Origin of the sequence: Moorena sp. SIO1G6, from assembly GCF_010672795.1 — a bacterium.
Classification (GTDB): Bacteria; Cyanobacteriota; Cyanobacteriia; order Cyanobacteriales; family Coleofasciculaceae; genus Moorena; species Moorena producens.
This window is the reverse complement of record NZ_JAAHFZ010000012.1, coordinates 217085-237925: the sequence shown is the minus strand read 5'-3', so window position 1 is coordinate 237925 and position 20841 is coordinate 217085. Positions and strand designations below refer to the sequence as shown.

General features: G+C 44.0%; 16 protein-coding genes. 6 read left to right on the top strand and 10 right to left on the bottom strand.

Going from position 1 to position 20841, the window contains the following annotated elements:
- Window positions 1–93: 93 nt before the first annotated feature.
- Complete coding sequence (locus tag F6K63_RS14370; RefSeq protein ID WP_009149152.1) at window positions 94–612, bottom strand: hypothetical protein; 519 nt, start codon at window positions 610–612, stop codon at window positions 94–96.
- Window positions 613–1293: 681 nt separating this feature from the next.
- Entirely contained in the window at window positions 1294–3513 is a 2220-nt protein-coding gene (locus tag F6K63_RS14365; RefSeq protein ID WP_009149153.1) for a pentapeptide repeat-containing protein, read from the bottom strand.
- A gap of 544 nt (window positions 3514–4057) precedes the next feature.
- Here F6K63_RS14365 and F6K63_RS14360 point away from each other — a divergent pair.
- Window positions 4058–4483 (top strand): hypothetical protein, encoded by a 426-nt coding sequence (locus F6K63_RS14360; protein ID WP_009149154.1) that lies wholly within the window; start codon window positions 4058–4060, stop codon window positions 4481–4483.
- Window positions 4484–4598: 115 nt separating this feature from the next.
- On the opposite strand, the gene F6K63_RS14355 is transcribed toward F6K63_RS14360, so the two are convergent.
- Together F6K63_RS14355 and F6K63_RS14350 are read right to left on the bottom strand one after the other, a co-directional pair.
- On the bottom strand, window positions 4599–4979 hold the full coding sequence (locus F6K63_RS14355; RefSeq protein ID WP_009149155.1) for a hypothetical protein: 381 nt from the start codon (window positions 4977–4979) through the stop codon (window positions 4599–4601).
- A gap of 117 nt (window positions 4980–5096) precedes the next feature.
- Entirely contained in the window at window positions 5097–6242 is a 1146-nt protein-coding gene (locus F6K63_RS14350) for a glycosyltransferase family 4 protein (RefSeq protein ID WP_287297535.1), read from the bottom strand.
- A 307-nt stretch (window positions 6243–6549) separates the two neighbouring features.
- On the opposite strand from F6K63_RS14350, the gene F6K63_RS14345 reads away from it, so the two are divergent.
- Window positions 6550–6723 (top strand): hypothetical protein, encoded by a 174-nt coding sequence (locus F6K63_RS14345; RefSeq protein ID WP_009149157.1) that lies wholly within the window; start codon window positions 6550–6552, stop codon window positions 6721–6723.
- 65 nt (window positions 6724–6788) lie between these two features.
- On the opposite strand, the gene ltrA is transcribed toward F6K63_RS14345, so the two are convergent.
- On the bottom strand, window positions 6789–8699 hold the full coding sequence (gene ltrA, locus F6K63_RS14340; protein WP_287312455.1) for a group II intron reverse transcriptase/maturase: 1911 nt from the start codon (window positions 8697–8699) through the stop codon (window positions 6789–6791).
- Between the two features lie 779 nt (window positions 8700–9478).
- Between ltrA and F6K63_RS14335 the strand changes: the two genes are divergently transcribed.
- Complete coding sequence (locus tag F6K63_RS14335; RefSeq protein ID WP_009149160.1) at window positions 9479–11083, top strand: mechanosensitive ion channel family protein; 1605 nt, start codon at window positions 9479–9481, stop codon at window positions 11081–11083.
- A 189-nt stretch (window positions 11084–11272) separates the two neighbouring features.
- Here the strand turns inward: F6K63_RS14335 and F6K63_RS14330 are convergent, their stop codons facing one another.
- From F6K63_RS14330 to petB, 3 genes are all read right to left on the bottom strand, one after another.
- Window positions 11273–12619, bottom strand: a complete 1347-nt coding sequence (locus F6K63_RS14330) for an IS200/IS605 family accessory protein TnpB-related protein (protein WP_502708310.1) — start codon at window positions 12617–12619, stop codon at window positions 11273–11275.
- A 387-nt stretch (window positions 12620–13006) separates the two neighbouring features.
- Window positions 13007–13489 (bottom strand): cytochrome b6-f complex subunit IV, encoded by a 483-nt coding sequence (petD, locus tag F6K63_RS14325; RefSeq protein WP_009149162.1) that lies wholly within the window; start codon window positions 13487–13489, stop codon window positions 13007–13009.
- Window positions 13490–13588: 99 nt separating this feature from the next.
- On the bottom strand, window positions 13589–14257 hold the full coding sequence (gene petB, locus F6K63_RS14320; protein WP_009149163.1) for a cytochrome b6: 669 nt from the start codon (window positions 14255–14257) through the stop codon (window positions 13589–13591).
- A 222-nt stretch (window positions 14258–14479) separates the two neighbouring features.
- Between petB and ctpA the strand changes: the two genes are divergently transcribed.
- The gene (gene ctpA / locus F6K63_RS14315) at window positions 14480–15715 is read left to right on the top strand and encodes a carboxyl-terminal processing protease CtpA (protein WP_287249257.1); all 1236 of its coding nucleotides are present in this window, start codon (window positions 14480–14482) and stop codon (window positions 15713–15715) included.
- A gap of 36 nt (window positions 15716–15751) precedes the next feature.
- On the opposite strand, the gene F6K63_RS14310 is transcribed toward ctpA, so the two are convergent.
- Window positions 15752–16480, bottom strand: a complete 729-nt coding sequence (locus F6K63_RS14310) for an MBL fold metallo-hydrolase (protein WP_009149165.1) — start codon at window positions 16478–16480, stop codon at window positions 15752–15754.
- Window positions 16481–16530: 50 nt separating this feature from the next.
- On the opposite strand from F6K63_RS14310, the gene F6K63_RS14305 reads away from it, so the two are divergent.
- Both F6K63_RS14305 and trmFO read left to right on the top strand, forming a co-directional pair.
- Window positions 16531–18033: a site-2 protease family protein gene (locus F6K63_RS14305; RefSeq protein WP_009149166.1), complete on the top strand. Its 1503-nt coding sequence runs from the start codon at window positions 16531–16533 to the stop codon at window positions 18031–18033.
- A 272-nt stretch (window positions 18034–18305) separates the two neighbouring features.
- Window positions 18306–19670 (top strand): FADH(2)-oxidizing methylenetetrahydrofolate--tRNA-(uracil(54)-C(5))-methyltransferase TrmFO, encoded by a 1365-nt coding sequence (gene trmFO / locus F6K63_RS14300; RefSeq protein ID WP_287249281.1) that lies wholly within the window; start codon window positions 18306–18308, stop codon window positions 19668–19670.
- Between the two features lie 216 nt (window positions 19671–19886).
- Here the strand turns inward: trmFO and F6K63_RS14295 are convergent, their stop codons facing one another.
- On the bottom strand, window positions 19887–20150 hold the full coding sequence (locus F6K63_RS14295; RefSeq protein WP_009149169.1) for a hypothetical protein: 264 nt from the start codon (window positions 20148–20150) through the stop codon (window positions 19887–19889).
- Window positions 20151–20841 lie beyond the last annotated feature (691 nt).

Genomic DNA, 20841 nt, shown 5'->3' with positions numbered 1-20841 from the left:
TACTCGATTCAACATTTCTGAGCAAATATTCCCGACTCCCGACTCCCGACTCCCGACTCCCGACTCCCGACTCCCGACTCCCGACGATTCAAACTAAAATCTTAAACCAAATCCACCTTGAACAGAGGCAGCCACGCCGCCACCCTCCCGATAGGCATCAAAAGCAATAATCGCATTACCAAACAAAACCGTTTGGCTATTAGGAATCATAAAATCAATACCAGGTTGTATAGCAAAACTTGTCTTATCTCCTACTGGTGAGGGAGAGTGACCGCTAGCAAATACAGCCCCTGCTCCCACGTAAGCATCGGTTTGCCAGTTAAGGGGGAAATCGTAGGAAATTGTTGGCACAATAGCAGTGCCAGCACCAATCAGGGCTTGTGTCCGGAAGGAAATGGGGATTTCTAGGAATTTGTAGCGAAACGCAATTAATCCACCAATTTGCTGACCTTCTCCATCATCATCCTTTGTAATACCAAACGTAGGACCGATTCCCACATAACTTCCGTAGGCAGCTTGAGCAAATGCTGGTTGCGACTTAATCATTAAACTAGCCAGACTCACCAGCACTAGCGTTCCTAGTGTGGACAATAAACCAATAGCATTACCCATTTCCTCAACTCCTCAATACCTAATTCTAATGATGGCTGCTTTCTCGCTTATCTTAGCTTAATTGCTGCGGTGAAACTAATATAGCAAAGGCAACAGGGAATAGGGAACAGGGAACAGAGGTAATAAAATTGAATATACCTCATAGCTATGAAAAACGCTATACAAACCTAATATACAGGTTGATGTTTGTTTTTTTTACTGTTGATAGTTAACTTGACATCAAACGCAATCAATTAAGCAATAACTATGGTGGTTAAGCGGGTTTTAAACTGAAGTCAACTCGAAGATAGTGAATCGACTCAGTAACTTTTGAATTTATGCGATCGCGTAGCGGATCTTACCGAGCATCGCGTAGCGGATCTTACCGAGCATCGCTAATTTTTTCTCTTGTTAAAAACTTTAGCCTACTTGATTTTTTCCCACTTGTTTATTACCACTTGTTTCTTCCTTGTTGGGTGCATCTCCTAAAAGCTTTTTGACCCGGTGGGTGGAACGGGCATCTTGCCCGTTACTGATAGCTGATAGCTGATAGCTTACCCCGACTCCCGATTCCCTACTCCCGATTCCCTACTCCCTACTCCCTACTCCCTACTCCCTACTCCCTACTCCCGATTCCCGATTCCCGACTCCCGATTCCCGATTCCCGATTCCCTGTTCCCTGTTCCCTACTCTAAAAGAGTGTCACAAACATCGAGGATGAAGTCCACCATAGGTACAAATATATCGAAGTTGCTGCTCATCTAAATTTTTAACATTAGCAAAATCAACCCCCTTGATCCGGGCTAAATTCGATTTAGGTGGAGGCAAAGTAATAAATTGATTAGCCTTAGTCTGTTTAGCCATAGCAAAGGTAACTCCCTTAAAATCTGCTCCAGCTAAATTAGCCCCTCGCAAATCCGCAGCACTGAGATTAGCGTAACGTAGCTTAGCATTGTACAGCTTAGCATTGCGTAAATTAGCCCCTACCAATTGGGTTGAATTGAAATCAACATTTTTGAGATTAGCATTACTCAAATTTGCCCTAGAAAGATTCGCTCCTTGCCAGCTTGATTGACTTAAATCAGCAGAAGAGAAATCACTCCTCACAGCACTAACTTTGCCCAAACGAGCACCATGGAGACTAGAGAGACTGAATTTTGCTTCCCCCAAATTGGCTCCTGTCAGGCTAGCATTTTCTAAGATAGCTCTACGGAAATCAGCATTAATCAACTGGGCACTGCTGAGATTGGCACCGATCAGGCTGCTGTTATAAAATCTAGCTCGGTTCAGGGTTGCCCCGATTAAATTGGTGCGATTCATCAAGACATTATCGAGAATAGCACCAGTGAGGTTAACTGCCCTCAGATCAGCTCCGCTGAAGTCGCTGACCCAATCATCAAAAGTGCCAAAATGTTGATCCTCACCAGGGCCATAGAAGCGACTACCCTGCAAATTAGCACCGGACAAATTAGCGTAGCGGAAATTAATGCCCGACAAATTCAGGTTGTCCAGAATTGGATTAAAATAGCCATAACCCTGATTAACCTTACTGAGGTTAATATAGCTCAGGTTAGCATTATGCACTTGACCGTCGTAGATAGTCAGAATTTTCGAGATAGCTTGCTTAGTTGCTCGGTGCCGCACCGCTAGCACTCCCCCAACCCCTGGTTTACCTTCCCTGGTTAGGGTTTTCTGGTCGTTTGCCAAAGATTGATTCAATATTCGTAGATGGGGAAGGGGTTGAACACCTTTACTGACCAAAGTTTGTTGGAGGGTATCAATCAAGCTAGGGGTATTTTCCTGACCCAGCAAATCCACCAGAAACGGTACAGCACGATGGTCGTCTATCCTACCTAGAGCCAGAATTGATCCCAAACGTTTTTCTTGAGCAGTGCTATCAGTAGAGCTTAATTGTTTCACTAAGGTCAGAAAGACCTCATTTTTCTGCTGATTGAACGCTCGCCAATTGGCCTGACTTTGAATATAGATTTGGGTTCCCACAAACGTGCCCAGTACAGAACCCATCCCGCCAAAGGTAACAATTAGCAGAGTAAGACCGGGATGTCGGCGCATCCACAACCAAAGATTGGGGGAGTGCTGTTGCGATAATGAGATCAGGGTAATGGGATTAACTGTTGCGCTACGGTAACCCGAGGTAGCTTCCTGGTGATTAGACCATTGCCCATCAGTTTCCTCCTCTAGCTCAACCTCTTCATACTCGGGTGTTGGGGAGGATTCAAAACTTGACCAGTACGGTAAGAGCAACCGAGAGGAATCCGAGACATAAGTTCCGGCTATGTAGTCGTGGAGGCTGCGATGTTGAGGATTTAATACAGAACAAAAACTCTCTGCCAATAGCATCAATCCTGCCAATCCCAACAAAATTAACAAGTCAGGAAACGCTCCAGTGTAGCGCCAGAGTAAATAAGCACTTCCGAGTGGTAATCCCCAGCGTCCCACTGCCTCACGCCACACCGCACCGATCAAACCAGGGGGTTTTCCCGAAGCGGTAACCACTCGCACTCCAAACCAACCTTTGGGAGTAGTTTGACCAGTTTTTCCCAGCAGATAAAGTTGCCATAGGGTTACTCCTACTGGCATCACTAACGAAGCACACCAAAAAAAATTGGTCAGGGGAGTGACTCGCTTGGTTAGTTGTAGGCGGGGGTAAGCTAGAGTTTTTGCGATCGCATTCTGGGTTGCCCCCAAAACTGGGTTAAGGGGAACCGGTTCTGCCTTCGAGTATTTTTCTGCATACAAACCAATCCCGTAAGGGAGCAATGCACTAGTAGTTACCAGCGATACTTCCAAAAGCGCTGCCACGCAACGCCTAGTCACCAGTGGCAGAACCAAGTTCAGTCGCAGCGGAAAATACCAGCTACCTTCTCGGTGTTGACCTGTTTTTAGAGTGGGGCTAGCCATATTTAATACTCAGGCTGCGATTTTTGGCTTTTTAATGACTGTGAACACTGATTTCAAGGATCAGTAAGCAAATAAGGGCGAGATTATCGCAGATTTTGCTTCATACCATTTTTTGGGGCAAACACCTGATGACTATATATAAGTACGTCCAGACTCAACCGGTTGAATACCGGCGAGAGCACTGATCCGCTATGAAATCAGCCTCATTATTATATAGCAGTTTTCAATTGGGTGAGGTACCCCGCCCTTGGGGTTAATGGGACTAGAGTAAGCATATGCGCTACGCGCAAGCTACTTGAGGTGCCGTCAGCCGTCAGCCGTCAGCCGTCAGCCTTTGACTGATAACTGATAGCTGATAGCTGATAACTGATAGCTTATAGCTGATAGCTGATAGCTGATAACTGATAGCTGATAGCTGATAGCTGATAGCTGATAGCTGATAACTGATAGCTGATAGCTTACCCGAAACAAATTTAATTCTAGATAGTCAAGTAATCTAGGACAAGTGTATTAGTAATAGATCACAAGACTTTAGGGGATGACAATGACTAAACTATTCCCACAGTGGATGATTGTTCCGATCACCATAGCTGTAAGCTTAAGTAGCGCTGGTGTCGCCAACGCCGAAACCATCAACCTTGAGCCTGGATTCCAGCCTGATCCCATCGTAGTTACTGGAAACTCTGGAGGATCAAATAAGAGCCAATGCGGTATGATTAGTACCCAGCCCAATCATGTCATTAATTTGAACCAAGATTTTACCTACTTGCGCTTCAACCTAGAAAGCCAAGGCCAGCCCACTCTATTAATTCAGGAGCCAAATGGTACCTCATGTACACAGGCCGATAATTTATCTGGGGGGAATATTGTTAAAATCGGGTATTGGGAGCAAGGCAGCTACTCATTCTACGTCGGCGATCGCAATGGTGAACAGCATCCTTATACTTTATCGATCACTAAAACTCCCTAGTACCAGGGTGCAGAACTCAAAGTTCAACACTCAATAATTATTGTAGGCAAGCCTTTTGGGTGCAAGCCTTTTCCCTGACAACTGCAGCGAAGTCTATGGGTGATTAGCGATTACTCTAATCTTCAATCTGCTGAACCGATATCTCAACCGCTTCCACATCAATCGTACCTGGAGCTGCTAAGCGGTTAAAATGTCCGTGTTCTATCTTCAAAACTTCCCCGCAACTGGGGCACTGACACTGGGTATTGTTAAACCCAGTCAACTCATAGGCACAGACTGGACATTTATCTTCCACTAGATTACGTCTGAGCCACCAGCGAACTCCAAACCAGGCAATCACTGGTGAGATGATTAAAAAAGCAATTAAAATCAAAAAACCATTGACTACCCATCCCAAGCCAACTGTGCCTAGCAAGAAACAAGTTAAGAAGAACGCTAGCCAACAGCCCATACCTGACAGGTTGAACTGAAACTGTCTCGGGGTATTTTGATTCACTGTTTTCTTTTAACAATAACAAATATGATCGGGTAGTTATATCCTAGTTCAGATTCGTCTTAACTTGAATAGAAATTACCCCTCGCTGCTTATGCTCCGCAAGGGGCGACTCAATTTTTACGCAGTATCGAGTAACTCTTTTAACTGCTTTGTCAGAGCCTCTTTACTAAATAACCCTAGGGATTGTTCTCGTAACCACTGACCATCACAGCGCTGATCCTCTCCCTTGAGAATTTCAATACAAGCCGCAGCCACTGCATCGGGGTCTCGATAGGGAACTTGCCAACCAAGCTGACCATCTTGCAAAGGATCAGCAGAACCATCAGAATCCCCAGAAAGGACAGGTTTACCACAAGCCATGGCCTCTAGGTATACAATCCCAAAGCCTTCTTGGGAGGGCATGACGTAGGCATCAGCCACTCGGTAATGTTCCACTAATTCTGGTGTAGGGACAAAACCAGCAAAGACCACCCGATCCCCAACACCCAAATCTTTGGCTAGCTGCGCCAGTCTCGGTTGATCATCACCACGACCAATAACTAGATATTTAACCTCTGGAAAGATTTTAGCGATCGCAGGAAGTGCTTGAATGGTAACATCAACTCCTTTATAAATATCCCCAGACCACAGACGAGCGACAGTCATCAACACCTTAGCACCAGTCAGACCATACTTTTCGATTAAGGCTGGTGATTTCAGACCAGGAGTAAACCTATTGCCATCAACAGCACAAGGCAACATCTTTACCTTTTCAGGATTTAGGTTATTGGCAGCACAAGCGCGATCGCGACTGTAACGACTGATTGTCCAAATTGCTGCTGCCCGGTCTAGGGCATTACGTTCTTTCAGGGGTAAGAGTTCCCAAACCTCCTTGCCATAAGTCAAAACTGTATAGGGAATCCCCAAACTATTGCACAACAGCTGAGTCAGGGGAGCCAGTTTGATATGACCGCAGAAAACGTGTTTGGGACGTTTTTGCCATAAATAAAACCCCAGCGCTATTGTTAAGCGAACACGCCCTAGCACAGGAGACTTGGTTTTCAGGTAATGGAATCTGAGTGGGTAGAGATCAAAGGGATTTTCACAACCTAGACCATCCCGCAGCAAAAATATTTCAGCGCTAGAACTGGTAACAGTCTTAGCAGCAACAGACAAATATGCCTCGAAAATATCTTTGACGTAGGATTGGATGCCCCCTTCACACTCAAAAATCTCTAGGAAAATGAATACGTAGTTAGATGCTGTTTTCTGTGTGCCGCTCAAATTCGTTAGTTTTGAATTCGATTCACCTATCTTAGCCTCGAACTATTTCTAATAGCATTAGGGATATTAGGGAAAAACAACCAAGAACTTGTAGCCATGGCAGATACGCTTAAGATCCTACATTCCGCAGGCTGGTTGACTGACTTTAGATCATGGCGTAGGTTGGGTTGAGGCAACGAAACCCAAGACCAGTGAGGTTTTCATTGGGTTACCCTATGGCTAAGCGCTCCCTACGGGATAATCAGCATTTCAAGGGTCTTGTCAGTCAATCAGGGTTTCTATGTCTTCCCACCCCTGAGCACCTCCGATGGTGGCGCTCCAGCGCAATCATCACAATGCTCACAAATGGATGAAGTACTCCTTTGTTCCCTCACGGATCAGCCAGGTTCTCAAACTGATGGGTCAGAAGCTAGCTGAATCTGTTCACAATCGGTTGCAGGCAGCAGTGGCAAGGATTGGCGACTGGTTGCAGTTAAGTTAGTGGGGGTATCGAAGCCAAAAACCATTGGAAATTTTGAGATGACATCATCGGGTAAATCTGCGGGATTACTCCCGCTTCGTCCCCAAGGCACCGTGCGAGCGAGTCTCCAAGCACACGGCGCGCCCAACTTCTTTAGAACACGTTTTCTTTTGCGACTTACTTTTCCTTGAATCCGGGTTTGTACCTTTTGGCTTTTGTCCCTTCTTCTTGGAGGGTTTTTTTAATCCCATTTTTAGCATTTGTTGTATTTCGGGATTTGTCGCACCCAGGGCATGGATTGAGTGATGGCAGTCATTGTGTAAGTATATTAAATTGTCATACTTATCTGTGCCGCCATCCTTTTTTGGTGTTATGTGATGTAGATGCACATTATCATACCTTCCAAGGGTTTGATTACAGACAGGACATATGTAGTTCTGTCTGTTTGCTATTTTGTTTTTTCCGTTGGATAGTCTATTTCTTGCGGTCTTTTGTTTCTGTTTATTTTCCCTCTTTTCCCAGTATTCTTTGAGTTCTGGGTCGTCCGGGCTATGAGTATGTTTGACCTGGGTGTGTCTTTCGATATTGACCCATGCAAGCTTAGTCAGATAAACTTTCCTTTCTCCAAATACCCATTTATCGTCTCTTCCGGGACATAATTTACCGAAATACTTCTTGTACAACCATTCCCGGGATTTTTGATGCTTTCTTAATCCCCATCTTGTTAACTTCCAGAATATGTAGCTGTCAATCTTATTGAATATTTCTGAAGATACTGCTCCGCTGTGGTAATTTCCCCACCCTCTTATAATCGGGTTGAGTCTTTTGATTACCACTTCCTGTGGAGCTGATCGTACCTTCTTGAATTCCTCTTTAAGTTTGGTTTTAAATTTCGCTACATTCTTATCTGAAGGTTTAATGATGGTTATATACCCTGATTTTCTTGTACTGGTATTATGTTTCCTGAAGTTCCACCCCAGAAAATCAAATCCGGTGGTCAAGTGGGATATTCTAGTTTTTTCGAAGGATAATGTTAGTCCTTTTTTGGATAACCACTCTTCAGCGATTTTCAATGCATTCACCGCATCTTCTTTGCTTTCGGTGAGGATTACAAAGTCATCGGCAAAGCGGACGTAAGTCCTTGGTGTCCTATTTTTCCAATTTCCGCCGTTTTTGGCTTTCTTGTCTTTACACCAGTAGTATTTAATACCTAGTTCCTTTTCTAATCCATGGAGAGCTATGTTGGCGTATAGTGGACTGATTATCCCACCTTGTGGTGTTCCTTGTTCGGTATCGTAGAATGTCCCTTTGTGGATGTATCCTGCTTTGAGCCATTCTTTTATGAGTTTGGTTGCTGGAAAGCTACCGATTGCTTCCAATAGTGGTTCATGTGCAATATTATCGAAGCATCCTGAGATGTCCGCGTCTACTACCCACCATTTTTTATTATTCTCTCCTTTGATGTTTAGGAATATCCTCTGTCTGGCGTCATGGGTACTTCTTCCAGGTCTGAACCCGTATGATACTGGTTCAAACATTGCTTCCCATGATGGCTCAAGTGCATTTTTGACTATACCTTGTAGGCATCTGTCGGTTATGCAAGGAATCCCTAATGGCCTTTTCTTTCCATTGGATTTTGGGATGTAGATGCGTTTGGTTGGTATTGGCTTCCATGTCTTATATGTGGTGAGGGAATCGACCATTAGACCTCTTTCCGCAGGGTTTAATTTTTTCTTTCCGTCTATCCCTGCTGTTTTTTTACCACTATTTACTTGGGTTGCTTGTTTGACTGATATCAGGATATTGGAATAGCTACGGAGAGCTAGTCTTTGTAGTTTGTTGACCTTTTTCCAATTACCCTCACGTGTCGCTCTGAAAATTCTACGTCTAAGTTTCCTGACCGTCCTGTAGGCACGTTTCCAATTGATAGCGTGCCAGTCAGTGGTTTGTTTAGTTACGATACCGTTCCCGTAAGGTTGCGGTTCTATCTTTTCCATATACAATTAAGGTACTTACGTATTATTTCCCTAGCTCGAAGTCAGTTCTGAAATTCAGCACTCTTTCAAGTTAAGGGATTTCCCTCTATCCAACCAGTTATATACTTTCGTATTTTCCTGTTGCCTTTCGGCTGTTGGCTTTTGCTTGGTTCAGTCTTCTACCGGGCTGAGAGTTATACCTCCTCTTACGATTTGGCTACCTACATCAATCGACCTAGATCTAGGACTCAACCTCGGCTTACCTGTTGACACACTAAGAAGTTACGAATCTGAGGTTGCCGCCTATACACCGAGTCCAAAGTGGGATTCGATTGCCCCTTTAACGCGAGGCTAATCCAGGAGCTTACACCTTCCATTGCCGCTTTATCGGAAAGTGTCTATCGTAACGATGCCTTGTAGTGGCGATTCATCACTTTTCAACCAAATGATTCTTTTCCTAACCCAACAACATCTTCTCCACGGCATGTAAAGATTTGTTGCGCATTCCCCTCTAGCTCTGAAACCTAGTGATTCGGGAGTGTCGTAGCCTTAGCCGCGATATCCATCTCACTACGCTCCTTCGGGTGGAAACTAGTCTGAATCCAAGACTAGGAAAGGGTTCTAGCCTTTCACTTCCAAGAGCGCCTTTCAGTCGCCCGGTTATTTCATATTATGGGTTCATTTTTCTTGCGTTTACCCTGATACAATTCTGGCTTGATGGTGTACAATCAGGGGAAAAAGTTCAATGTTGTGTGGGCAAAAGTGAAAATTATTACAGAAGCCAGTAGCAAGAGGTTAATATGATTGTATTAAGTGAATATTTAAAAAGCCTTGCAATTCTAGGAGGAATTATTGCGGTATTATATGTTATCACCTTTGTGATTCTTCCGCCTATATTTCGTCGATTCTCCTCTGACGCAGCAATCACAAGCTTAAAAATTATACGTCAACCTTTATTATTATTTGTACTACTTTTACGAATTCAAATTTCATTAATTCCTAAACTTAAACTAAGCGAAAATTATGAAGTTTGGGTAAATCGAGGATTAACCGCTGCAATGATTGCGATAATCACTTATGTCACCGCTCAAATTTTAACTAAAGTTATTCTCTACTACTTAAAGAAGTATTCAGAGCAAACAGAAGCCATGTGGGATGATGTTTTGCTTCCCATTCTTCAAGGCATCTTGCCTATTTTAGTCTATGTTATTGGCGGCTCACTATTCTTACAAACTTTAGGAATAAACGTGGCTGGAGTCTGGGTCGCCCTTGGAGGAGCATCTTTTATTCTTGGCTTTGCATTCAAAGATTCCCTCGCCAATTTTCTGAGCGGTTTGGTTTTATTAGTCGATACTCCTTTTCAATTTGGAGATGTGATTTTACTGTCTTCCGGTCAACTTGCAGTGATCAAAAAAGTTGGTTTGCGAGTTACTCATCTGTATGTTGTGAGTAACCACAGTGATGTCTACCTTCCTAATTCTACCTTTGAAACAAAAGAAATTGTTAATCTCACTCGTCCAACTCCCCATTATTACGATCAACTGGAACTTCCGATCATGTCAACAGTTGATCCCGGTCAAGCAATTCAGTTGATTGAAAACGTGATCTTAGCTCACCCCGACACAATGGGACTAATCGATCGCAAGCTTGAACTTTTAGAAAAGTTTTATGGATTTTCTAAGCCGGGAATCAGAGCAGAACAGAAGCGAAAAGTGGGTTTAATCCGGTTAAAAGCAGAACAAAAAGTGAATCATAAGTTAGAGGAAATTGAAAATGCGTTTGATCGCTTGTCCGAGCAAGTGGATCGGTTTGAAAATGAAGGCTTAGAATACAGTGAAATCCGTATAATTCAGGGAGATTATTTGAATATTTGTGAGCAAATGGGTTTATCGACACAAGCGGTTCGTTTGGGAAATCGTCAACGAAAATTAACTTTAGAAGAAGGAGAGCATGCCCAATCTGGAGGAGACTCCCTGATTGGTTTAGTCAGAGAATGGTATAACACCTGGTGCAAAGATCCAGATTTGTTGTTAGAAGATCATAAATTACTGCGCGAGTCTTGGGAACAAAAAATTACCATTCTTAAGCGCAAAGCCAATCAATTATGGCTGAGAGCGAATAATCTCTCCATTGATGATACCCGATTTGATGATGTTGTTGATGATCTGATTATGTGGTTACAAGAACGATTTAAACGCTCCCGCATCGAATGGCAAAATCCGAAAATTTGGATGGAAGAAATTAAGATGGTGGGAGGATCACAAATGGACTCCAACAAAGTTTTGACTGTCAAGTTTTTTGTAGATGATATTAAGCTAGAACACTGCGAGCGGGGAAATCGTGTCAAAAATGAACTTTATCGGGAACTAATTTGGCAACTCAGACAAGCTTATCTAGCCAAATAAAGCGATTGCGATCGCCGGATTGCATCCCCTATTAGGCGTAGGTAGTGGTACACAAGTAGTGACTTTAGCTCCCGTTACCTTGACCAGACCCTAGCCAAATCACTACATCTTTACCATTACCTAGGCGTAAATAGAGTTAGGGGTCATGCATGAAGCTTCCACCACCTGGCTAACCGAGGTGGTGGTGTCCTATGCTAATCTGGAACTACCGCTAGTCCACAGATCACACAAGCACGCCCAGCTTCTAGGCGGTCGTCGAGATCTTTTGCTGGAACGACCCTCGTTGCCATTTCTGCGAACGAGTTTAAGTACACCTCTAGCCCCGATGTTGTAAGCGCCGTTGAGGTCGGCATTGAAACACTTACCTGATAAGAAGGTTGCTAGGGAGTAATTTCTTGAATTTCGTTTAACCGTACCGGAGCCATCGTAGGCCAGTTTGGAAGTGTAAGCAGCCACGACTTCTACAACTTTTCCGCCAAGTTCAGTCCACTTCATTTCTGTGAAATCACGAATTTTAGCTTTGAGCCACCCGTGAAATTTCTGCCTCAGGTTAGATCTCTTTTTTCCACCTTTAGGCTTCCATCCTTTGAGGTTCTCAAACACGATTGCTTCAGAATTGAATTTCTCAGCAATCTCAACAATTCGTTTAGAAACTATATGGCTAATTTGGTTGTTGATTCTTTGGCATTTTTGGTAGGTCAAACAGCAGAAACCTTTATGAAGTTTCCCCCCTTTGCCCATAGTCTTGGAGGCTCGGACGGATACGGATCTTAGTCGTTTGTCCCTACGGTCTATGTCTCTTCCGGGGTGAACGAAATCACGGTGGATTACAGTGCCGGTGTGGGTTACAACTGCTATTGTTGCGGTGGTATTGATGCCTAGATCTACCGCAGTAACGTTGCCTTCTGGCTTGCGCTTTTCTGGCTTGCAAGCAAATGGAACAGATAAATGACAGTACCTATCATTGAATATCAATGACGGGGACATGATTTTGTTAGTCCCACAGGTGTGGCGGTTTCTTAATCCGGTAATTTGAACTTTCGTCCAGTCCCAGTTTTTACCATCAAAAACCTTAATTTCTACTTGGTCGAAACCATGTAACTTATAACACTGTCCTTTGTATAAAGCAGGATAGCAACCAGTCCCAGCATTTAGTTTTGGTGGCTTACTATCTTTTCTTTTTCTGTTTCCAGATTGCCAGTCCCTATAACGAGTGACATAGCTACTAACCTGTCCCGCCGCAAACGAGATCGCAGCCCGACGGTAGTAGCTGGGAAATTTGTAAAAAGCTTGATTGAACTGAGGGTATTTTATATTAGGTCGCTTGGCGGTTTGATGCATTAGCCGCTCTACAGCAGGAGTTAATTGATCTGCTGTCAATCCACCAAGTTCAGACCAGTGAGTGTAGATGATACCAACCAAATACTTGCAAGCCTGACGATAAACTTTGACCGTCTCCGCAAATAATTCTTTTTGCGAGGGAGAAGGATTAAGCTTCCACTTATCAGTTCTGATCACTTTGGTTGGTGTCTTCACTAATATAAAACAACTATATTAACTAATATATTAACCTATGAAAATATAGATTGCCAGAGGTTTTTTATTGTTTATTTTTTTGTTACTGGCGTGGACTAACCCCCACCTGAACGTTCGCGTAGCGTGGCCTGCGGCCAGGTGGGGGAATGCGTCTCACGTCTTGTTCAAAAATACCATAGCTCTGCGAGCTAAGCTGCGGAATGTAGGTTAAGATACTTGGCACGGAGGAAATTCTTGGAAATTGCTATCAAACAAAAATCCCACGTACATTGAGCCGTGGGATTTTCAGAAAAGCTTTTTTTTAATGACTAATCACTAACCACTCGAAATCCCACAAACTCTAGTTCAAACTCTAGTTGTAGGATGAGACTGATGGTTAAGCGAATCTTAAAACAGACCCCAAGTCAAAGACTGATCAATGGGTAAGGTAGCACCAACACCAAGCCAGATGGTGACTAGGGTACCAAATAAAAATACCGTAGTTGCCACTGGACGGCGGAATGGGTTCTGGAATTTGTTCACACCTTCGATGAAGGGAACCAGCATCAGACCCAAGGGAACTGATCCCATAGCAGCAATACCCAAAAGTTTATTAGGGAGAATCCGCAAAATTTGGAAAACAGGATATAGATACCATTCCGGGAGGATTTCTAAAGGTGTGGCAAAGGGATCGGCTGGTTCACCAATCATAGCTGGATCAAGCACAGCTAAACCAATGCATAGAGCAATGGAACCCATGATTACCACTGGGAAAACGTAGAGGAGGTCATTAGGCCAAGCTGGCTCGCCATAATAATTATGACCCATCCCCTTGGCTAGTTTGGCACGTAAAATTGGATCGTCTAGATCCGGCTTTTTAAGAACTGACATTGCTTAAATTCTTCTCCTTAATAAGTAAAGGTAAGCAGGTGGCAGCAGCAAGGTTTGCATTTAGTTTTAACACTTTCCTGACTTTTAGTCAGTACAGATTTACAACGGACCAGAAATGCCCTGTTTGCGAATCATCAGGAAGTGCAGCAGCATGAAGACAGCGATAAACCAGGGCAGCACAAAGGTATGTAGACTGTAGTAGCGACTCAGAGTACCCTGACCTACACTAGTACCACCCCGCAGCAGTTCGACGATTAAAGAACCAACCACGGGAATAGCTTCAGGAACGCCAGATACAATCTTGACCGCCCAGTAACCAACTTGGTCCCAAGGCAAGGAGTAGCCAGTCACACCGAAGGAGACGGTAATTACTGCTAAAACTACCCCTGTCACCCAGGTCAGTTCACGGGGCTTTTTGAAACCACCAGTCAAATAGACCCGGAAGACGTGCAAAATCATCATCAGCACCATCATGCTGGCAGACCAGCGGTGAACAGAGCGGATCAGCCAGCCGAAGCTCACGTCAGTCATAATGTACTGTACAGAGCTAAATGCTTCAGCGACCGTCGGCTTGTAGTAGAAGGTCATGGCAAATCCAGTGGCAAACTGGATTATAAAGCAAGTTAGAGTAATTCCACCCAGGCAGTAAAAAATATTAACGTGGGGAGGTACGTACTTTGAAGTGATGTCATCGGAAAGTGCCTGAATTTCCAGACGCTCCTCAAACCAGTCGTATACTTTCGAGTCAGTGATTTGCTTAGAAAACATGAGGCCAGAGTTTCCGAAAGGATTTTGCCGTCAGACGTTGAACGTCGGAGTGTTCAACTCCTTAATTTACAACGAATACAGCCTATATGTTACATGATGTTAATTTTAACATGACCTGCTTCATTAATTTGCCGTCAACTCTGGCGGTTACAGCCCAAATATTATACCTGATCGCGGTTACAGGTAACATAACTTAACAAGTACTCTCATAAATTTTTGATCATGCACAAACGAGCCTTCTGGGTTGGACTCTTACTAACCTTCCCAATCATGCTATTGTCTGCCTGGTGGACACCAACAGCAGCTGCCTTCTCTCAGGAGCAAAGGCTTTTTTCCCAAGCTTGGCGGATTGTCTCTCAATCCTACGTTGATGATACCTTTAACCATCAGAATTGGTGGTTGTTACGTCAGAAGACCTTGAAAAAGCGGCTGCCTAATCGTGAAGCTACCTATACGGCCATAGAAAACATGTTAGGGAGTCTTGGGGATCCCTTCACACGATTGCTCAGACCCGACCAATATCATAGTTTGCAAATCAGCACCTCTGGTGAACTCTCCGGTGTCGGGCTACAAATTGCCATTGATGGGGAAACTGGTGAGTTAGAAGTAATCACCCCAATTGCTCAATCACCAGCAGATTTAGCCGGTATCCGAGCACGGGATCACATCCTAGAAATTGATGGCATGTTGACTAGGGAAATGACTCTCGATGAAGCGGCAGCACGGATGCGTGGACCAATTGGTACAACAGTTACCTTGAAAATTCAAGGCCAGAAAGAACAGCCAAAATTGGTGGAAATAGTGCGCGATCGCATTTCCCTAAACCCAGTGTATTCAGTCCTCGATACCCAGGAAAATAGAGACCCAGTCGGTTATATTCGTCTGTCTCAATTTAGTGCTAACGCCCCAATGGAAGTTGCCCACGCCGTTGCTAAACTCAAGGAGATGGGTGCAGATGGCTATATTCTTGATCTCAGGAATAATCCAGGGGGTCTATTGCAGGCAGGTATTGAAATTGCTCGCCTCTGGTTAGATGAAGGCACTATTGTTTACACCGTTAACCGCCAAGGCACCATTGGTAGCTTTGAAGCCTATGGTGACGCTCTTACGGAAGACCCCTTGGTTGTATTAGTTAATCAAGGCAGCGCCAGTGCTAGTGAGATTCTAGCTGGCGCTTTACAGGACAATGGTAGGGCAAAGCTAGTCGGGGAAAAAACCTTTGGCAAAGGGTTAATTCAGTCCTTATTTGAACTAATAGATGGCTCAGGATTAGCAGTTACCGTTGCCAAGTACGAGACCCCCAATCACCGGGATATTAATAAATTAGGGATTGAGCCAGACTTGGAGGTGCCTTTAGAAGCAATTACTATTAGCCAAGTGGGGACAGAAGCAGATAGTCAGTATCAGGAAGCAATCAATTTGTTAACATCTGATCCTTTTCTAGCTAAGGCAAGTTAGATTATCTGTAGATCAGGGCGTCAGAGCCTCAGGGCCTCAGATATATAACGCTTCTGGGTTTTCAAACTTCGCCCTTACGTCTGATAAACCCTCGTAAGCTTGGTCAATCACGCCTTTGCCTCGCAAAAAACCAGTATTGGCACCAGGACAGATAAATTGAAGAGTCTCTGGGGTAAAACGCTCAAGCAAAGATTGCACATTCCGAATCTGTCTCGGCCAATGAAATGTTTTCGGGGTTCGCAGGGGCAACAGTTCTCCCTGTTTACTAGGAAGCAAATGACGCCCAGAAAATAGCACACCCCCTGCACCAGTGTAGTAAAGACAAGAAGAACCAGGAGAGTGACCAGGAGTCCAAATGACGTAGCAGTAGGGATTTATAGTCAACTCCTGGTGAAATGTAACTACCTCCAATCCCGGCAGTAAGTAAGCCTCTTGTTCTTGAATCAGGACTTGGCACCCCATACTCTCCTGAATTTCCTTTGCTTTACCAATACCACCCCGATGGGTAATAAACAGTAATGAGACTCCCCCTTGCTCACGCAAAAATTGTTGGTTAGTCTCATTCCAGGCAGGACAATCAATCAATAGGTTGAAGGAATTTCCTACAATAATATAAGCCGTACCACCTAACGTATCTCGATTGGGTGGAAAAGCAAAAATGGTATCTAGAACAAGGCGTGGTGGCTTGGATGCAGCAGGTTGCTGATTAGACGATGCGCTTGGCGTAAGAGAAAAATCGCCTTTTGCTGGAGGATCGGGTTGCACAATGCTTGTAGTTTAATTGTAGTTTTTAGTAGACGGTGTGATCTTTCATCATGGAACTCTGGCTACTCCCATTTACATTTATTTTACTCGCTGTGATTACCTACTTCGTTATCCAGCGCACCGTTGCCAGCCTCACCCGGACACCAGTATGGTTACTGTGGCTGGTAATGATGACTCCACCACTAGTCTGGATTGGTTGGACTCTGTTCAATGGTAAGAACACACCAATACCACCAGCCCTATTGCTCGGTCCATTTGTGATTTGCTTGCCGTTGTACTGGCTGCTGATTCAGTGGGGACGCCCAGCTCCCAATTCAACCATGACCAAAGACAATCCGACTAAAACAAGTACCTCAGACCCGGTCGCCAAAATTGCATCGGCAACTGAAAAGTCAAGCCTTCGTCCCATTACTAAAGAAGAAGAAAAAGACCTCAGAAATTGTTTTCCCTGGGGAATCTACTATCTCCAGAATATTGAGTACCGACCTCAAGTAGTGTTGTGTCGCGGCAAACTGCGCACTAACCCAGAGCAAGCCTACCGTACCGTGCGGTCAAATATAGAAGCCGAGTTTGGCGATCGCTTCTTCGTAGTCTTTCAAGAAAGCTTTAGCGGCAAACCCTTTTTTGCTCTAGTGCCCAATACCAAAAAATCAACCAAACCTTACAGGGGGTCTGAATCATTAACGCGACCTGGTTTAGCATTGGGGCTGATGGTGATTACTTTGTTTACCACCACCTGGATGGGCACTCAGATAACTGGGGTGTCGGAAAATCCCCTGACTGACCCAGCAGTTTTACTGCAAGGACTGCCCTATGCCCTGGCCTTAATGGCAATTCTCAGCATTCATGAACTCGGTCATTATTTCGCCGCAATGGTTTACAAGGTGCGTACAACTCTGCCTTACTTTATCCCCATACCCTTTTTATTCTTGGGAACATTGGGAGCATTTATTCATATACGCTCTCCTGTTCCTAACCGTAAAGCCTTATTTGATATAGGCATTGCTGGTCCACTAGTCGGTTTAGTGGTTACCCTACCAATCCTAATGTGGGGATTAGCCCATTCCACTGTAGTGCCTTTGTCTGACTCTTCAGGAATCTTGAACCTAGAATCCCTCGATCCCCGATTTTCCCTTTTGCTAAGCTTACTAAGTAAATGGGCATTGGGCAGTGAATTTGTCTCCAACACAGCCATTAACCTTCATCCTGTGGCAGTCGCTGGTTATGTCGGTTTAGTTGTTACTGCTTTCAATTTAATGCCAGTCGGACAACTGGATGGTGGACATATCGTCCATGCGATGTTGGGTCAAAGAACTGGTATGACCATTGGTCAGATTACCCGGCTGTTAATGATGCTCCTAGTATTTATCCAGCCAGAATTACTCCTGTGGGGAATTATTCTTTTATTCATGCCAGTGGCAGATGAACCAGCCCTTAATGATGTTTCAGAACTTGACAACTGGCGAGATTTGTGCGGAATTATAGCCTTGTTGATTTTAGTCACTATTATTTTGCCAGTACCAGGAACAATCACTAAATTGTTAACTATTTAGTCAGATCGTGTCCCGTTAAAATTTAAAATTGAGGAGTGATAATTGAGAATATAAAATTGTTAATTGTGAATTGGTTGATATTAAAAGTTAACAATTAAAAGTTAACAATTAATAATTAACAATTGAATAAAGTGGTTGTCATAGAAATGAGGTACACAGGATTTTTTTCCTGTTCTCTTTTCCCTACTCCCTACTCCCTACTCCCTACTCCCTACTCCCTACTCCCTACTCCCTATTCCCTGTTCCCTATTCCCTGTTCCCTTTGCTATATAATGACTAATGACAAACAACAAGTAAATGTTATCGGTGGTGGATTAGCGGGTACAGAAGCCGCTTGGCAAATTGCTCAGGCTGGAGTACCAGTGGTGTTGCACGAAATGCGACCAGTGCGACTATCCCCGGCTCATCATACGGTCGAATTGGCAGAACTAGTATGTAGTAATTCCTTTGGTGCTAAGTCAAGCGATCGCGCTGCGGGTTTGTTGCACGAAGAATTGAGACGCCTTGGTTCAATTATTATTGGCAAAGCTGATCAACATGCTGTTCCAGCTGGGGGTGCCTTAGCTGTAGACCGAGCAGTATTTAGTCGGGAATTGACGGAAACCTTAGCTAGTCATCCCCTGATCGAGTTGCAGCGGGAGGAAGTTCCGCAAATTACTACCACAGGGGTGGTGGTACTTACAACCGGTCCGTTGACTAGTCCTGCTTTAGCCGAAGACCTGCAACAGTTCACTGGTTTAGAATACTTTAGTTTTTTTGATGCCGCATCACCGATTGTAGTGGGGGAATCCATCAATCGTGATATTGCCTTTATGGCATCCCGGTATGACAAAGGAGAAGCTGCTTATCTTAATTGTCCCATGAATCGGGAACAGTATCGTCACTTCTGGGAAGAACTGTGTGCAGCTCAAAAGGCAGAATTGAAAGACTTTGAGCAAGAAACTGCTAAATTTTTTGAAGGGTGCCTACCGATTGAGGAGATGGCTCGTCGGGGGGAAGATACTATGCGTTACGGTCCTCTGAAGCCAGTGGGACTGTTTGATGCCCGTAAGGGAGACTTCCGCGCCCCAGAAAATCAGCACCAGCGTCCTTATGCTGTGGTACAGCTGCGACAGGAAGATAAAGCAGGTCAGCTGTGGAATATGGTGGGATTCCAAACCAATTTGCGCTGGGGTGAGCAGAAACGGGTATTTCGACTGATTCCGGGTTTGGAAGAAGCAGAGTTTGTGCGCATGGGAGTGATGCATCGGAACACGTTTCTCAATGCTCCTGAGTTATTGCAACCAACCCTACAGTTCAAAAAACGGTCTACTTTGTTGGCAGCTGGTCAATTGGTAGGAACAGAAAGTTATACAGCAGCAGCTGCGGGAGGGTGGCTGGCTGGTACCAATGCGGCGCGACTGGTATTGGGATTGGAACTGGTAACGATGCCACCCACTACGATGATGGGAGCCTTGTTTGACTTTATCAGTTCCGCATCACCTAAGCATTTTCAGCCTATGCCACCAAATTTTGGCATTTTACCCGAATTGCCAGTGCGGATTAAGAATAAGCGAGAACGGTATGGAGCATATCGCGATCGCGCTTTGGCAGATCTTGATGGTTGGTTGAGTAGGCTGCGCGTATCAGCAGCATAAAAACTCTTATATTCCAACAACATAACTTTGACTTATTCTGACTCGAAGCTCCTGAATTAAGATTACTAAATTTTAGAGCTTTTAAGTGAAGGTGCAAGATATTAGAATGGGTAATGGCTTGGAAGTAATCATAGTTACCCATTTACCATTACCCAATTTTTACAAGACTGATGTTCCCGGATCTAATATCAGTATCATTCAATTGATATTTACCAATTAAGTGCGGGATAGCTCAGGTGAAATACCTGTTTTATTAGGATCCAACTCTTGTTCCTGAACTAAACTATCTTTTTTTCTAGAACTCTTCTCCAGATTAGCAATCGGGGCAACAATTGGCCAAAAAATGCTTGCTATCGTCAACACTATCCAAGAAGAGCGGATTTGATCAGGAGATAAATTAGTGTCTTTCTGGAACGCTTGAAACCAGATCGAGAAAAAGTAGAGAGCGCCAGAAACGTAAAATCCTGCTAGTACCGTCATAACGAAATTCAATCCTAATATTGCTTTAATTACAAGTTTTCAGGTCTGATTGACTGAAAAGGCGAGATGATATCAAGTCCGGTTAATTACTGGTTTGTTAACTATTCCTAGGTGGGCTTGACCCATTAAGAATTAAATTCGCTCAAAGCGCCTTCGGGTCGCACCTCTGGATGTTTGGTAATGGTAAATAGGGAATCGTCAACTACTAATTTCCAATTACGAATTACCAATTACCCGATCAGGGATATAATCATTATTTGACCGGATTTGAAATTATCTGCCTTGGTCGTCATCTCCCAAAAAACGATAAAAAACGCTATATATACTGTACTTCACGGCATTGAAACCCGCTGTATACTTGATTTCCCTTACTTAAATAGACTAGAGGGCTGAGGTTTGCGCTGAGGTTGTTGCTAGGGTTTGTGGTGTTTACTTTGGTGTATGATTCCCCAGCTCAAATACCTTAGATACCTACATAGTACAGACCAGTCCCCATAATGACAACACTAATCGTTTCCCTTCAGTCTTCACTATCGGCCAGTGGTAGTAGATAATATCCAAGGAGTGTTTGACTTTCGTCAGCATAAATTGATTTACAACCGTTGACAGCTGTATTCGGGAATTTTTTCGATGATTGTTCACAATACTGAGATACTCTGTGGTTAAGGAAATTCGGCAGAGGGGAACCTAT

What these genes read in the sequence shown, in the direction of transcription:
- F6K63_RS14370 (WP_009149152.1), bottom strand. Translation starts at nt 612, where the DNA reads ATGGGTAATGCTATTGGTTTATTGTCCACACTAGGAACGCTAGTGCTG.
- F6K63_RS14335 (WP_009149160.1), top strand. Translation starts at nt 9,479, where the DNA reads ATGATTGTATTAAGTGAATATTTAAAAAGCCTTGCAATTCTAGGAGGA.
- ctpA (WP_287249257.1), top strand. Translation starts at nt 14,480, where the DNA reads ATGCACAAACGAGCCTTCTGGGTTGGACTCTTACTAACCTTCCCAATC.
- ltrA (WP_287312455.1), bottom strand. Translation starts at nt 8,699, where the DNA reads ATGGAAAAGATAGAACCGCAACCTTACGGGAACGGTATCGTAACTAAA.
- F6K63_RS14345 (WP_009149157.1), top strand. Translation starts at nt 6,550, where the DNA reads ATGGTGGCGCTCCAGCGCAATCATCACAATGCTCACAAATGGATGAAG.
- F6K63_RS14360 (WP_009149154.1), top strand. Translation starts at nt 4,058, where the DNA reads ATGACTAAACTATTCCCACAGTGGATGATTGTTCCGATCACCATAGCT.
- F6K63_RS14305 (WP_009149166.1), top strand. Translation starts at nt 16,531, where the DNA reads ATGGAACTCTGGCTACTCCCATTTACATTTATTTTACTCGCTGTGATT.
- F6K63_RS14365 (WP_009149153.1), bottom strand. Translation starts at nt 3,513, where the DNA reads ATGGCTAGCCCCACTCTAAAAACAGGTCAACACCGAGAAGGTAGCTGG.
- trmFO (WP_287249281.1), top strand. Translation starts at nt 18,306, where the DNA reads ATGACTAATGACAAACAACAAGTAAATGTTATCGGTGGTGGATTAGCG.
- petB (WP_009149163.1), bottom strand. Translation starts at nt 14,257, where the DNA reads ATGTTTTCTAAGCAAATCACTGACTCGAAAGTATACGACTGGTTTGAG.
- petD (WP_009149162.1), bottom strand. Translation starts at nt 13,489, where the DNA reads ATGTCAGTTCTTAAAAAGCCGGATCTAGACGATCCAATTTTACGTGCC.
- F6K63_RS14295 (WP_009149169.1), bottom strand. Translation starts at nt 20,150, where the DNA reads ATGACGGTACTAGCAGGATTTTACGTTTCTGGCGCTCTCTACTTTTTC.